At 40.2% G+C, this 14,060-nt stretch carries 14 protein-coding genes; 8 read left to right on the forward strand and 6 right to left on the reverse strand.

The genetic code is table 11. The features are described from left to right. Nucleotides 1-33 precede the first annotated feature (33 nt). The 4 genes from HKX40_RS01935 to HKX40_RS01950 all read left to right on the forward strand — a co-directional run bounded on the left by HKX40_RS01935 (nucleotide 34) and on the right by HKX40_RS01950 (nucleotide 4,176). Nucleotides 34-1,038 (forward strand): SPOR domain-containing protein, encoded by a 1,005-nt coding sequence (locus HKX40_RS01935; RefSeq protein ID WP_171587893.1) that lies wholly within the window; start codon nucleotides 34-36, stop codon nucleotides 1,036-1,038. A 2-nt stretch (nucleotides 1,039-1,040) separates the two neighbouring features. Next, nucleotides 1,041-1,529: a CvpA family protein gene (locus tag HKX40_RS01940; RefSeq protein WP_171587894.1), complete on the forward strand. Its 489-nt coding sequence runs from the start codon at nucleotides 1,041-1,043 to the stop codon at nucleotides 1,527-1,529. 21 nt (nucleotides 1,530-1,550) lie between these two features. Then, nucleotides 1,551-3,065, forward strand: coding sequence for an amidophosphoribosyltransferase (gene purF, locus HKX40_RS01945; RefSeq protein ID WP_171587895.1), 1,515 nt, complete (start codon nucleotides 1,551-1,553; stop codon nucleotides 3,063-3,065). Nucleotides 3,066-3,150: 85 nt separating this feature from the next. Then, nucleotides 3,151-4,176, forward strand: coding sequence for an NAD(P)H-dependent flavin oxidoreductase (locus HKX40_RS01950; protein WP_171587896.1), 1,026 nt, complete (start codon nucleotides 3,151-3,153; stop codon nucleotides 4,174-4,176). A 126-nt stretch (nucleotides 4,177-4,302) separates the two neighbouring features. Here the strand turns inward: HKX40_RS01950 and HKX40_RS01955 are convergent, their stop codons facing one another. Then, the gene (locus HKX40_RS01955) at nucleotides 4,303-5,391 is read right to left on the reverse strand and encodes an ornithine cyclodeaminase (RefSeq protein ID WP_171587897.1); all 1,089 of its coding nucleotides are present in this window, start codon (nucleotides 5,389-5,391) and stop codon (nucleotides 4,303-4,305) included. A gap of 270 nt (nucleotides 5,392-5,661) precedes the next feature. On the opposite strand from HKX40_RS01955, the gene HKX40_RS01960 reads away from it, so the two are divergent. After that, the gene (locus HKX40_RS01960; RefSeq protein WP_171587898.1) at nucleotides 5,662-6,081 is read left to right on the forward strand and encodes an Lrp/AsnC family transcriptional regulator; all 420 of its coding nucleotides are present in this window, start codon (nucleotides 5,662-5,664) and stop codon (nucleotides 6,079-6,081) included. 46 nt (nucleotides 6,082-6,127) lie between these two features. Continuing rightward, nucleotides 6,128-6,709 carry a flavin reductase family protein gene (locus HKX40_RS01965; RefSeq protein WP_171587899.1) on the forward strand — a complete coding sequence of 194 codons (582 nt, stop codon included), beginning with the start codon at nucleotides 6,128-6,130 and terminating at the stop codon, nucleotides 6,707-6,709. On the opposite strand, the gene HKX40_RS01970 is transcribed toward HKX40_RS01965, so the two are convergent. Continuing rightward, nucleotides 6,710-6,976, reverse strand: coding sequence for a DUF5339 domain-containing protein (locus HKX40_RS01970; protein WP_171587900.1), 267 nt, complete (start codon nucleotides 6,974-6,976; stop codon nucleotides 6,710-6,712). A gap of 212 nt (nucleotides 6,977-7,188) precedes the next feature. Continuing rightward, nucleotides 7,189-8,637: an NAD-dependent succinate-semialdehyde dehydrogenase gene (locus HKX40_RS01975; RefSeq protein WP_171587901.1), complete on the reverse strand. Its 1,449-nt coding sequence runs from the start codon at nucleotides 8,635-8,637 to the stop codon at nucleotides 7,189-7,191. A 408-nt stretch (nucleotides 8,638-9,045) separates the two neighbouring features. Here HKX40_RS01975 and HKX40_RS01980 point away from each other — a divergent pair, with 408 nt between their 5' ends. Then, nucleotides 9,046-9,798: an SDR family oxidoreductase gene (locus HKX40_RS01980; RefSeq protein ID WP_171587902.1), complete on the forward strand. Its 753-nt coding sequence runs from the start codon at nucleotides 9,046-9,048 to the stop codon at nucleotides 9,796-9,798. Nucleotides 9,799-10,194: 396 nt separating this feature from the next. Here the strand turns inward: HKX40_RS01980 and HKX40_RS01985 are convergent, their stop codons facing one another. After that, nucleotides 10,195-11,298 carry an ABC transporter substrate-binding protein gene (locus HKX40_RS01985; protein WP_171587903.1) on the reverse strand — a complete coding sequence of 368 codons (1,104 nt, stop codon included), beginning with the start codon at nucleotides 11,296-11,298 and terminating at the stop codon, nucleotides 10,195-10,197. A gap of 148 nt (nucleotides 11,299-11,446) precedes the next feature. After that, nucleotides 11,447-11,794 carry a winged helix-turn-helix transcriptional regulator gene (locus tag HKX40_RS01990; RefSeq protein ID WP_281360125.1) on the reverse strand — a complete coding sequence of 116 codons (348 nt, stop codon included), beginning with the start codon at nucleotides 11,792-11,794 and terminating at the stop codon, nucleotides 11,447-11,449. A 186-nt stretch (nucleotides 11,795-11,980) separates the two neighbouring features. On the opposite strand from HKX40_RS01990, the gene HKX40_RS01995 reads away from it, so the two are divergent. Then, complete coding sequence (locus HKX40_RS01995; RefSeq protein WP_171587904.1) at nucleotides 11,981-12,643, forward strand: NAD(P)H-dependent oxidoreductase; 663 nt, start codon at nucleotides 11,981-11,983, stop codon at nucleotides 12,641-12,643. A gap of 148 nt (nucleotides 12,644-12,791) precedes the next feature. Here the strand turns inward: HKX40_RS01995 and HKX40_RS02000 are convergent, their stop codons facing one another. After that, nucleotides 12,792-13,715 (reverse strand): LysR family transcriptional regulator, encoded by a 924-nt coding sequence (locus tag HKX40_RS02000; RefSeq protein ID WP_171587905.1) that lies wholly within the window; start codon nucleotides 13,713-13,715, stop codon nucleotides 12,792-12,794. Between the last annotated feature and the right edge of the window lie 345 nt (nucleotides 13,716-14,060).

Consider the following 14,060-nt stretch of genomic DNA (forward strand, 5'->3'; position numbering starts at 1 on the left):
ACTGAGAAGTCATAAAGTAATTTAGAGGATGTTATGGGTTTATTTCGATCAAATCAAAAACAAACACGCACAATTCGTACGATGCGTACAGAGCGTCCCGATAACACAAACAGCGACTTACAATACAAGGCGAAAAGTAAGCTTATCGGTGCAGTAGTATTAGCACTTTTGGGTGTGTTAATTTTACCGTTTATTTTCTCTAATGAAGAGCCTATTAATCAGCCTACGACAACTGAACAGGCTCCATTAGTCTCTCCTAGCAATCAAGCTGCAGGCGGTGCAGAGGGAAATATTGCTATTTCTGCTGCTCCTGGCGTATTACCTGCTCCTACCCCAGCTCCCAATACGACAACTCCAGCTCCGACTACGGCTACAGAGACGCAAGCTATCGCGGCAGGTACTGTAGGCACAGCTCCTGTAGATAATACAGCAACAGGAGTAGGGGGGACTGCCATCCCTCAAAGTATTGCAAGTTCTGTTGGAAATAATCCCAATCCAGAAATGACCAGCAATACCGCTGCCAATGGTCAAGCATTGACTATTACAGATACAACTCAGACTTCACCTCAAGCCGTAGAAGAGGCTAAACATAAAGCAGAAGAAGCTAAGCGTAAAGCAGAGGAAGCCAAGCGTAAAGCAGAGGAAGCCAAGAAAACTGCTCAAAAACACAAAAATACTAATACTATTCGTGAAGAAAATCGTACCGATGATGGTAGTGTAGCATTAGCTCTTTTAGAGGGTAAAACACCTCCTGCTGCTAAATCCAATAGCACCCCTCACAGCAGTAATAATACTGCAGCTAAATCTGGTAGTTATTCTGTACAAGTGGCCTCCTTTTCCTCTATGGATGATGCCCGTACACAACGTGATAAATTGAGTGCATCAGGGGTGTCTAACGCCTTTGTTCAAAGTGCCAATGTCAATGGTCGTCCGACCTATCGTTTGCGTGTTGGACCGTTTACCAGCCAAGAAGCAGCACAAGCTGCTTTGACTCGCTTACGTGGTTTGGGGCATGGCGGTTTTATCACAGGTAATTAAGCGTGACTGAGTTTGATTACGTTGTTTTAGCTATTTTGGGATGTTCTGCCTTATTGGGATTCGTTCGTGGATTTCTCAAAGAGGCATTTTCCCTGATTGCTTACGTGCTGGCTGGATATGGAGCTGTCATGTGGGGGCACAAGGCTATTCCTTGGTTTCAAAGTCTATTTGACAACTATTACATCAGTGCAGGCTTGTCTTATGCAGTGGTTTTTGTTGCTGTGCTATTGCTGGTGGGAGTAGTGAATCTAACATTAAGCTCCATGATTTCTTATGCTGGATTAGGCCCTGCCGATAGCGGATTGGGTCTTATTTTCGGTCTTGTGCGTGGGATTATCATTATTTTGGTGGTAGTAACTTTATTAGGATATACGGATTTGCCTCAGCAACCTTGGTGGGTAAACGCAAAATTTTCCAATCTAGCCGTTGAGGGTGTCTTGTATATTAAAACTCTTGTTCCAGCGGATATTGCAAAGTATCTTCCTTACTAATTTATTTTAAAGGTTTCTCTTATGTGTGGCATTGTCGGTATCTCAGGTGTTTCTCCCGTTAATCAGTTAGTGTATGATGCATTACTTTTGCTACAACATCGAGGTCAGGATGCAGCAGGTATTGCCACTACTAAGGACAATCACTTTAGCATGTTTAAATCCCATGGGTTAGTACGGGATGTGTTCCGTACACGTAATATGCGTTCTTTACCAGGTAATTCGGGGATTGGCCATGTTCGTTACCCGACAGCTGGCTCTAGTGACAGTATTGATGAAGCACAACCCTTTTATGTCAATGCACCATTTGGTATAACCTTTGCTCATAATGGTAATTTAACTAATTCAGATGAGTTAAGAGAGCAACTCTTTCGTATCGATCGCCGTCATATTAATACCAACTCAGACTCGGAAGTCTTGTTAAATATCTTTGCACATGAATTACAACTTGCCAATGATAAGAAACTCACAGGCAAAGAAATGATTTTCGCTGCTATCCGTGCTTTGCATCACCGTGTACGTGGGGCTTATGCCGTGGTTGCCCAGATTACTGGCTTTGGCATGGTGGCTTTCCGTGATCCTTATGGTATTCGTCCTTTATGTCTAGGCAAACAAGAAACACCTGAAGGAACAGAGTATATGGTTGCCTCTGAATCAGTGGCCGTAGAAGGGATTGGGTTTGAGTTTGTACGCGATATTGAACCTGGCGAGGCTTTATTTATTGATGAAGAACGCCAAGTTTATGCTGAGCAATGTGCAGATAATCCTCGCTTGAATCCTTGTATTTTTGAGTATGTATACTTTGCCCGTCCAGACTCTTCAATTGATGGAGTCAACGTATATAATGCTCGCCTACGTATGGGACAATATCTTGCTGATAAAGTGGCCAAGGAACTTCCTTTGCACGAAATTGATGTGGTGATGCCCATTCCTGATACCTCACGTCCTGTAGCAATGGAGTTGGCATCCCGTCTTAAACTCGAATACCGTGAGGGCTTTATCAAGAATCGCTATGTCGGCCGTACCTTTATTATGCCAGGACAGGCTGTGCGTAAGAAATCTGTACGCCAAAAATTGAATGCGATGAGCGTTGAATTTAAGGATAAAAACGTATTGTTAGTAGATGATTCTATTGTGCGTGGTACTACTAGCCGTGAGATTGTCGATATGGCACGTCTTGCAGGGGCCAAGAAAGTGTTTTTTGCCTCTGCTGCCCCAGCAGTACGCTTTCCCAATGTATATGGGATTGATATGCCTACTCAACAAGAATTAATCGCTCATGAGCGTACAACCGAAGATGTTTGCCGTGAAATTGGTGCGGACGGCTTGGTATATCAAGGCCTAGAAGATTTAAAGCAAGCAGTTACAGATCTCAACCCTAATATCCGTCATTTTGATACTTCTTGCTTTGATGGTGTTTATGTGACAGGGGATATTACACAAGAATACCTAGATGCATTAAGTGCTTCACGCCAAAAAACAAAAGAAGACAGTAAACCTGGTGGCTTGTCATTGAATATGGGTGTAGAAGCAGAATAATACAGCCTATCACTTAGGAAAGAGGCAGAATAGGTTGACTATGGGATAATGCACTTTTGCATAATTACTTAGAGCGAGGGGCAAGATGATAACTTTGAATCCATCAGCCATTATTCAGGCTCCAATGGCAGGAGCTCATGATGCTGAGTTAACGATTGCCGTCTGCCAAGCTGGGGGAATTGGCTCCTTGCCTGCAGCTATGTTGTCTGCAGAAAAATTATGCCATGAGATAGAACGTATCCAACAAGCTATTCCTAGCCACCTTTATAACATCAACTTCTTTGCTCATCAAACACCTACCGTTTCAAATGAGGAACTACAACAGTGGTTGGCTTTGTTGAATCCTTATCTACAAGAGTACCAAATTAATCCGGATCTTATTTCTACAGCACCCGGGCGTCAACCCTTTAATGAAGAGTCATTGGCTATTATTGAACATTACCGTCCTCCGATTGTAAGTTTCCATTTTGGCTTGCCAGAAGCGAAATTACTACAAGCAGTTAAGGCAACTGGAGCCCAGGTGTGGTCTAGTGCAACTTCTGTGGTTGAAGCTCGCTGGTTAGAGAGTAGGGGTGTAGATGCTATTATTGCCCAAGGTTTTGAAGCAGGAGGTCATCGAGGGATGTTCCTGGAAACAGATATTAGTCAACAAATGGGCTTATGGTCTTTACTTCCCAATATTGTCCGTGTTGTCAAATGCCCTGTGATTGCAGCAGGTGGAATTAGTAACAGCACTATGGTGCACATGGCATTGCAACTGGGAGCCAAGGCAGTTCAAGTTGGTACAGCTTTTTTGCTTGCCTATGAATCCAAGATTAATCCACTGCATAGAGCAGCTTTACAGAGTAGCAGAGCTGAACATACGGTGATAACTAATTTACTATCAGGACGCTATGCCAGAGGCATTGCAAATCGCTTTATAGCAGAATGTGGGCCTATCTCTACAGATGCGTTAGCCTTTCCACTGGCAAGCAATGCAGTGAGTTTGTTAAAGATTGCTTCAGAAAAGTTGGGGAAAGATGATTTTTCTTCGTTGTGGGCGGGACAGAATGCATTACTAAATAAGGAGGGTAGTGCACAGGAAATTGTACAGCGACTAACCAGTATTTAGTATATAACAGAAAAAACTCTATTGTTGGGCACAACACCCCTTAATATTCACTGGGTTGGTATGCTTAGGAAGGCTAAAAAAAGGGGGCATAAAAGCCCCCACATCAATGAATCAATTTTTATTGCTTTATGCACGACGAAGCATTGGTTGTTCTTTTTCCTCTGTCACTAAATCGATATAACCGAATAAATCTTTGGGATCGGCTAGATCTGGTACAATAGCAATAGGTTCAACTAGACCTAATTGTACAGCAGCATCAGCAATATAGCGAATTGCAGAAAAATCTTCTAGTGCAAAGCCTACAGAGTCAAAAATAGTCACTTCATCATCTGATTTACGTACATGTTTATTGGCTTTGAATACCTCAAACAAGTACTTCACAGGGAAATCTTCTGGCATATTTTGGATTTCACCTTCAATACGTGTTTGTGGTTCAAACTCAATATATACATCGCCCATAGTAAGAATAGCAGGGTCTAACTCTGTCTTGCCAAGGTTATCGCCACCGACAGCATTGATATGCATACCTGGTTCAATCATATCTTTGGTAAGAATATGTGCACGAGAGTATTCTGCTGTCACAGTAGTCACAATATCTGCTCCTTTCACTGCAGCTGCTACTGAGTCAAAAATTTCAACTTTGATGTCTGTATTGGCAAGATTACGAGCCAATTTCTCGCTGGCTGCACGGTCGATGTCATACACAGCCAACTCAGTGATGCCCAATGCATGGTGGAATGCCAATGCTTGGAATTCACTTTGACAGCCATTGCCAATGATAGCCATACGTTTGCTATTGGGGCGTGCAAGATAGCGAGCTGCTAGCACAGACATAGAAGCAGTACGTAATGCAGTGGTGAGTGTGAAATCACTGATAACTTCAGGTTTACCGTTGTCATTGCTCATTAATGCACCGAATGCTAGCACGGTAGAAAGACCATTGTTAGGATTATGTGGATGACAGTTTACATATTTAAAACTATATTGCTCAGGGCTAGCGATAGGCATAAGCTCTAATACACCGTTATCCACAAGGCTACCAAAGCGAGCACATTTATCAAACTCATCCCAGCGGAGATAATCTTGATACATATACTCAACCATACCATCAATAGTTGCTTTAAAACCTTGGGTTTTAATGATTTTGGCAACATCTTGGGGACTAATTAATAGAGTAGGCAAACTACCTTTTACAAATTGTTCAGCACGTAACATAATAAACTCCTCGTCAGTTGTCTCTTATTCATTTGTTTAATCTTAGTGACAATAAATTGTCATGGATAATAGTTTGTCGTATTTTTGTGATAATTAAAATGCCAAATTATGCTAATATTTGCATAGTTATATATCATAATGATATAATAAATTGACATTTTGATTAATCTAACATTTAGATATCCTATAAAAGCTAGGCTAAAGGATAAATATGTTGAGAGATAGCTATATCAAAAGCAGCTTAAGTGGAGAATGTTAAAAATGCAAAATATGGATGAGACTGATCATAGGCTGATCGGTTTATTACGAGAAAATGCCCGTTATTCCATTGCCTACCTTGCCAAAAAGTTACAAGTTTCTCGTGGTACAGTCACTAATCGTCTAGCAAAATTAGAAGATGAGGGTGTTATCCGTGGGTATACGGTTGAGCTACGTCCCGAACATGAATTGCATGAAGTCCATGCTTGGACAAGTATTGCAATCGAAGGTAATATGGCTCTTTCCATTGTGCAATCTTTGCGTGGGGATCCTTGCGTAACAGCTATTTATGACACCAATGGTCGTTGGGATATTCTTGTTGAATTGAGGGCTTCTTCACTTGAAGAATTAGGCAAAGCACTAGAACGGATTCGTCTGATTAAAAATATTAGTAAATCAGAGACAAGTATTCATCTCAAAAGTTATATGTAGTGTATAGTTGGGCTATGTTAAATACTCCTCGACAAGGATGAAAACTATGAGTATTAAGGCTGTTAATCTTCAAAAATCGTATCGTTTACTTAACCATGGACCTACTGTTATGGTATCGGCGAAACATGGTAATGTTATTAATGCCATGTCAGTGGCATGGGCTTGTGCTTTAGACTTTGCTCCTCCCAAGCTCACTGTTGTTATTGATAAGGGGGCGTTTACCCGACATTTGATTGAGAATAGCGGGTATTTTGCTGTACAAGTCCCTACAGCAAAACAGGCTTCGCTAGTATTGGACATGGGGTTGAGCAGGCATCAGAATGCGCTAAAAATGCAGAAAGTTCCAGTTTTCTATCAAGAGGGTTTTGATGTTCCTCTTATTGAAGGATGTGCTGCTTGGTTGGTTTGTAAACTGATTTCCGAACCTCACAATCAACAAATCTATGATTTATTCATTGGGGAAGTGATTGGGGCTTGGGCTGATGACCAAGTATTCAAAGATGGTCATTGGTTATTTGATGAAGCTACGGATGATATGAAGACACTGCACTATATCGCTGGTGGGCAGTTCTATAAAATAGGGGAGGGGTTGAAATTACAACACCACCCCTATGTAGCCAACGAGTGATTAGTTTACTCCCATTGCAGCTTTAACTTGTTTGAACTGCTCTATAGCCATTTTGCAAGCCGATTCTTGTTGTTCAGCAGGTAATGCTCCCATTTGTTGTTTTGCCGTTTCATATTGTTGTTTTACCATGTCAGCTTGTGCAGCAGGAACTTTTGCTAAGAATGCTTCGTAATCTTTGAAGTATTCTTGGCATGCAGGTGCCAAATCAGCAGCATAAGCACTACCAGTTAAACCTAAGAAAGCGGCAACTAAAATCATTTTTTTCATTGAGAATCTCCTCATTAAAATTTATTATGTCTATTTGTTATAGACATTAACATTATATACTTATAATTAGAAAATATATTCCAAAAAATAAAATAATTTTTTATATAATAAAAACAAGAAGTTATAAGAAAAGCAGGAGGAAATTGGATAAATCTTCTCCTGCTTTTTTAAGCAATTTGTTAAATTTTAAAATAAGTCATTGATGACTGAGATTAAAGTCCCGCCAGTAGGGTGTATTTAATTTCCAGATACTCATCAATCCCATACTTTGAACCCTCACGCCCAATACCGGACTGTTTGATTCCGCCAAATGGAGCAAACTCATTGGATAAAGTGCCTGTATTTGCCCCCACCATGCCATATTCCAGTGCCTCAGATACCCGAAAGACACGCGATAAGTCCCGAGAAAAGAAATAGGCTGCCAAACCATAAATCGTCGCATTGGCATAGTCAATAACTTCTTCTTCTGTATCGAACTTGAAAATAGGTGCTAGTGGACCGAAAGTTTCCTCCTTGGCAACTTTCATCTCCTGAGTGACATCAGATAAGATGGTCGGTTCAAAGAATAGTCCACCTAGTGCATGCTGTTGACCCCCGAGAACAAGTTTTGCTCCTTTGTCTAGAGCATCTTGAATATGTTCCTGTACCTTGTGAACTGCCGCTTGATCAATAAGCGGACCTACTACAACGCCTTCCTCAAAGCCATGTCCAACTTTGAGCGCCTTTACTGCAACAGTTAATTTGTCAATAAAGGTGTCGTAAATACCACTTTGAACATAGATACGGTTAGCACACACACAGGTCTGACCTGCGTTACGGAACTTGTTAGCCAAAACACCAACAATTGCTGCATCCATATCAGCATCATCAAACACAATAAAGGGGGCATTACCACCCAATTCTAACGATACCTTTTTAATCGTACCTGCACAACGAGCCATTAGCTGCGAACCAACCGCAGTAGACCCAGTAAAACTGAATTTACGGACAACAGGACTTGTTGTAAAGACATCCCCAATATCATGGGTACCAGTAATAACATTAAATACCCCAGCAGGCAGACCTGCACGGTGAGCTAACTCAGCAAGGGCCAGCGCAGAAAGAGGAGTTTGAGAAGCTGGGCGAATAACAAAGGTGCAACCTGCCGCTAATGCAGGTGATGTCTTGCGCGTAATCATAGAATTGGGAAAATTCCATGGTGTCAAGGCTGCGCATACACCAATTGGCTCTTTAGTTACTAAAGCACGCTTGTCATCTGAATGAGCAGGAATAATGTCGCCATTAATACGCTTGGCTTCTTCAGCAAACCATTCAATATAGTTGGCTCCATGAAGAATTTCCTTGCGTGCTTCTGGGAAAGGTTTGCCTTGTTCTAGGCATAAAATTTTAGCTAAATCATCTTGATTAGCAATAATAAGGGCTTGCCATTGCTTAAGAATGCGTGCACGCTCACGATTAGGTGTCTTTTTCCATGTTTTAAAAGCATTGTCTGCTGCATCAATCGCAAGTTCCGCTTCTGGACGACACATTTTAGGGACGTAAGCGATAATTTCGCCTGTCGCTGGATTATAGACGGGAATCGTCTCTCCAGAAAAAGCATCGCGCCATTCACCACCGATATAACATTGTTGTTTTAGTAGCGAATTATCCTTTAACTGCATTGATTTTCCTTCAAACTCACCGAGTAATCATTAAATAAGGGCAGGGTGTGACTTATCAATAAACTCATTAAGGTCGATTGCTTCATAAGCCTAGCCATCAAAACCCAATACCTAAACACGTCTAAAACGTAACATTATATACCTAGAATATTTTTAATCAACTATAAGACTCATTCATGCCAAGTAGGATGCTCTTTGGTGAAAGGCATTTATGCCAAGTAGGATACGCTTTGGAGAAAGACATTCATGCCAACAATGTGCGTTGATTCTACTCAAGCAATCCTTTACAATCAAACGTACGGTAATCGCTTGTCCTGTAGGGCATGTTGCTGGAAACTTTAGCTGTCATACAGGACATCAAGAGGCAGTACAACGATTCGAAATTGACCACACTGATTTGGAGATACTATGAAAATAGCATTAGTTACGGGTGTTACATCAGGATTTGGTTTGGCAATAGCTAAACGACTCATTAAAGAGGGCTACTATGTAATTGGTGCTGGTAGAAAAGGGGATGTATTGGCTACTTTAAGCAAGGAATTAGGAGAGGCTTTTACACCCTTGGTTTTTGATATCCGCTCTTTGACAGAGTTAGAAAATGCTTTCAATAGTCTTCCTAATACATTGAAAAATATTGATTTATTAGTTAATAATGCAGGTTTGGCTTTAGGTTTGGAACCTGCCCATCAAGCCAATTTAGAGGACTGGGATACCATGGTAGATACAAATGTCAAAGGTCTTATTAATATGACCCGTGTAGTGCTACCTTATATGGTTGCCCGTAATACAGGTCATGTGATTAATATTGGCTCTATTGCTGGGACATATCCATATCCTGGTGGCAATGTTTATGGAGCAACAAAGGCGTTTGTACGCCAGTTCAGTCTAAATTTACGGGCTGATTTAGCAGGTACACGTATCAGAGTGTCTAATATTGAACCAGGTCTTTGCGGTGATACAAATTTCTCCTTAACGCGTTTCAAAGGGGATAGTGACAAAGCCAAACAACTTTATGAAAACGTACAGTATGTAACTCCTGAAGATATTGCTAATACAGTGTGCTGGATTAATGCCCAGCCAGAGCATATGAATGTCAACAGTATTGAGATTATGCCAACAGCACAGACATTTGCTCCGCTAAAAGTGGTTAAAGATGACTAGATAGCTGCATAACAGTTAGAAAATCCAACTATTGATGTATCTGCTGCATTGCCTTTGATAGAACAAGGATTAATGCCTGATAGCTATCAGTAGATTTACGATTGGTATATCCATTGGCAAAAAGCGGAATTGATGTTAGGCGAAAAGTAGGGAATTAAAACAGGCGGGTTTTCTTGATTAAGGAAGGCTCGCTTTATTATTTATACCCTCAACTTTACATAATATACATTATGCGAATTAAAGAATAAAACTAATATGTGATATTAATGCATAAAATAAAACTACTAAACAAAACCACTCTGTGTCATGGACTAGATAAAAAAAGCAGATGCATAAAGGCTTCATGCATCTGCCCAGAATATCTCGTCTAAAATTAACGGATGTCTTGTAAGTCCACTATTTTTTTAACTGAATAAAGAATGTTCCTGCTGGGACAACAGGCAAATATTTTCGATGAAAATCCATATAAGTCTTATTCGGATCGACATCAGCAAAAACTGTAGGATACAATGCCTTGGCAATAAATTGTGCACTAGCCAAGTCAGAAATTGAACGTGAGGCCGTATGATAAATTCCATAGACACGCCCTTCTTTGACCGCAGGCACAGTATCCCAACCTGGACGTTGAGCATAGCCTAATAATCGTTTTTGAGCTTCTTCCTCACTAACATCAATTCCCATCGCCATGCGTGTAGGGTTTTCTTGCATACCCACTTCAGTTCCTGAAATAATAACCACATCAGGTTTAGAGGTTAAAAATTGCTCAGGATTGATACTCCCCCAATTTTCTACAAAAGGTGCGCTGATATTGTCACCCCCGACCTCTTCAACAATAGCTCCCCACATATTCTTGCCAAAAGTATAGCTGTATTCTGCAGGTCCTTTATCACCAAACTCAATATAAATCTTAGGTTTAGGAAGTTTAGCCTTTTCAATGCGAGCCTGAATATCTGCAATTCCTGTTTTATAGTCATTGGCTAATTGCTCCGCCCTCTCCTGCGTACCGTTTAATTGACCGAATAAGCGAATGCTTTCTGTATGTTTTTCTACTGTTTGGGCATTAAAATCCACCACGACAACAGGGATACCTGCCTCCTCAAGTTTGGGAATTTCACTCGCAAGCGCCTTATACTGCCAGTCTGCCATGACCATCACATCAGGTCTGAGCGCTAAGGCTTTTTCAGTTGAAAAAGTATTGGTACTAACATTTCCCACATCCCCAATATTTTTAAGGCTTGGAATTTTCTCAATAAATAAATTCCAGCTACCTGGATTAAATTTTTCCCAGAATTCACGAGAAATGCCGATAACTTTCTTAAAATTATCGACGCCTACGGCTGCAATGTAATCAGGATAATAAAAAGTCACCACTGGACGCTTTACAGGAATATCAACTTTGACTTCACGTCCTAGTACATCTTTGATAGTTTCGATTTTAGCAAAGGCCGTTTGGTGACCTAATATAAACAGACTGGCAAAAATCAACAGGCTTTTTTTCATATTATCCTCTTACGACGTAGTTATAAAGGTTCATCTGATAGTAAAAATCTCAAGAAACGTTATTATAACGTAATAAGAATTATTTTCAATATTGATAAATATGAAAAGTATTCTACTCTTCCATGCTATTAACATACCACAAGGGAGCTTATTTAATCCCCTTTTGCTGGTAGTTTACTCCCCAGTCAAATAAGGCTTGAATGATAGGTTCCATAGATAATCCTAAGGGGGTTAGTGTATATTCCACTCTTGGCGGAACTTCAGCATAAACGGTACGTTGTACTAGCCCATCTTGCTCAAGACTTCTTAGCTGTAATGTTAAGGTCCTCTGCGTAATATTTTTGCATAGCCTTTGTAATTCATTAAACCGTTTCGTGCCTCCCAACAAACGGTATAAAATCACCCCTTTCCATTTACCCCCAATAATGTCCAATGTCGTTTCGATAGGACAAGGTTGATCCAAACAATTAGGATTCATAGCATGAGGGGCTACCATAGTTTCTCCTTGAGATATTGAATTTATAATCATAACCTATTGATAAATATATTAGTATAAAATGTATAGTTAAGTAAAAATATCTATATTATATATCAATTATGTGCGTACTTACATATTTTATCTTGCTATGTTATAGTGCCATCATTCAAAGATTAACACCATTTATATAGTAGGAGTATCCTTATGAATGCACAAGACGTATTACAGCCCTTTCAATTTCGTTATGCCTGCAAAAAATTCAACGCTGAGAAAAAAATCTCTGAAAATGATTTTCGCACCATCTTAGAAGCAGGACGCCTTTCTCCTAGTTCTTTCGGTTATGAACCATGGAAATTTCTCATCGTGCAAGATTCACAACTGAAAGAAAAGTTATACCCAGTGGCGTGGGGAGCACAGAGAAGTTTTAATGGTGCTAGTCATTTTGTCATTCTTTTGGCACGAAAAAAGAAGGATATTCGCTATGGTGCGGCTTACCTTGACCATATCATGAAAGACATCAAACACTTACCTGATGAAGTAATGGCTCGTATGCGAGAGCTACTCAAAAACTGGCAACTCAACGATTTTAATCTAGGCGAAGATGAAAGAGCGCTATTTGACTGGGCAAGCAAACAAACCTACATTGCCATGGCAAATATGATGACTGCCGCTGCGATGATGGGAATAGATTCTTGCCCTATTGAGGGATTTAATCGACAAGCAGTAGAAGATATTTTAATTCAAAACAATGCGTTAGACCCTGAACACTTTGGGGTGTCCGTGATGGTTAGTTTCGGTTATCGTGATGAAACACAACCAGCCAAGACACGGCAATCCTTGGAGGATATTGTTCAGTGGATTGAATAGACTAAAGTTATTTATCGCTACTCGTCCTTTTTTATTGATTATTTTCCCCAGTGCTGGAAAAGTTATGGTATTCAATAGATATGTAAGAGTAGCCTTTTATACCCTAATACCCTAATACCCTAATACTCTAATACTATAGCCCCCTTTCTTACTCAAGCACACTTAATCCTGGAAGATTTTTAAAGCCTTGTTCTCGAATAATGCGGATAAAATCTTGCAGGAATGTCGTATTTTGCTGTGATTCTCGCACTGCTGCATAGAGTTCACTGCGTAAAGGTTTGTCACCAATTTGTCTTGCGACAACATAGCCTTTTTCAAGATACGGCATGACCGTCCAATAAGGCAAAGCGGCAATACCCCGACGACTTGCAACTAATTGAATAATTGCAATAGTTAACTCGCTAAGTCTTCTTTCTGGATGAACCCCCGCGGGGAATAATACTTTGCGTAGCAAATCTAACATCTCATCAGGAACTGGGTAGGTAATCAGAGTTTCCTGCGCAAAATCTTCAGCTTGCCAAATAGCTTTCTGGGCAAGTGGATGGTCCTTGGCGCAAATACCGACCATTTCATAAGAAAATAAAGGAGCATGTACGATGCCTGCCTGTTCTTCGATGGCAGAGACAATAGCTAAATCAGCACGATGTGTGAGTAGCAAACCTACGGGGTCAGCTTGGAACCCCGACACAATATCAAGTTCAACTTTTGGCCATAAGGGGCGAAACACATCCATCGCTGGCATCAACCAGTCAAAACAGGTATGACACTCTACCGCAATGCGCAACTCCCCTGCTTCTCCTTGTACTATTTGAGCAATATCCCTTTGCGCCTCTTCAATCATGGGAGCCAGTGCTTGCGCTAATTGCAATAAGCGTTCACCAGCAGGAGTAAAGCGCAAGGGATTGGATTTACGCTCAAACAATGAAACGTGGAAATACTCCTCCAAGGAGCGAATTTGATGAGATAAGGCAGATTGCGTAAGATAAAGTCGCTGAGAGGCGGCAGAAACCGTTCCTGTCTCGGCTAGTGCTAATAAAGTTCTAAGGTGTTTAACTTCTAAAATAGTATCCATGACAGCAAAATAACTAAAATTTTCATCGAGAAAGGGAGTCTTATAATCTATAAATTAGATTAATATTTATCGATAACATATTGTTTAATAATAAAAATAAATTCTATAAAATTAATAATTACGGCAATTTTACTTTAGATTGACAAGATTTTTATACCGATAAGAAACAACTTTCATCACTAGTAACACTCATGATAATTTACTTTAGATTTATAAAATAACAATTTGTTTTATATAAATAATATAAAGATATACTACTATAGTTAAATACACAGAATCCTGCTGACTTGGATGTATAAAGATTTAATCCTCAGCCTCAAATGTTCATTGCGTGATGCTCTTATC

This window comes from Pelistega europaea (assembly GCF_013133775.1).
Classification (GTDB): domain Bacteria; phylum Pseudomonadota; class Gammaproteobacteria; order Burkholderiales; family Burkholderiaceae_B; genus Taylorella; species Taylorella europaea.